This window comes from Bradyrhizobium sp. Kon37 (assembly GCF_055807535.1).
In genome coordinates this window covers 1-292 of sequence record NZ_JBVVOY010000232.1, presented here as the reverse complement: position 1 = coordinate 292, position 292 = coordinate 1, and the positions used below count along the sequence as shown (strand labels likewise).

Annotated in this window: 1 protein-coding gene; it reads left to right on the top strand. The window is 42.5% G+C overall.

Annotation, left to right across the window (positions count from 1 at the left end):
* Positions 1-292, top strand: a 292-nt coding sequence (locus AC0L3J_RS37945) for a TPM domain-containing protein (protein ID WP_473350527.1), incomplete at both ends; no start/stop codon positions are given.

The window sequence follows — 292 nt, the reverse complement described above, 5'->3', positions numbered from 1 at the left end:
ATTGCACCGTTTATTGTGGTTTTACCCGACATTAATAATGAAGCCAGTCTCAGACAAAATGGTAAAGCGATGCTGGCGCATGCGTCATCTTCATTGAGTGATGTAAAAGGAAGTGTTCTGTTACTATTTACTACCCGCGAACCACGGTTAATTATGATCACCAACGGCCAGGTTGAAAGTGGTCTGGACGATAAACATCTCGGCGTTCTGATAGAAAATCACACGCTGGCTTATTTAAATGCAGATCTCTGGTATCAGGGAATCAATAATGCATTGGCTGTTCTACAAGCAC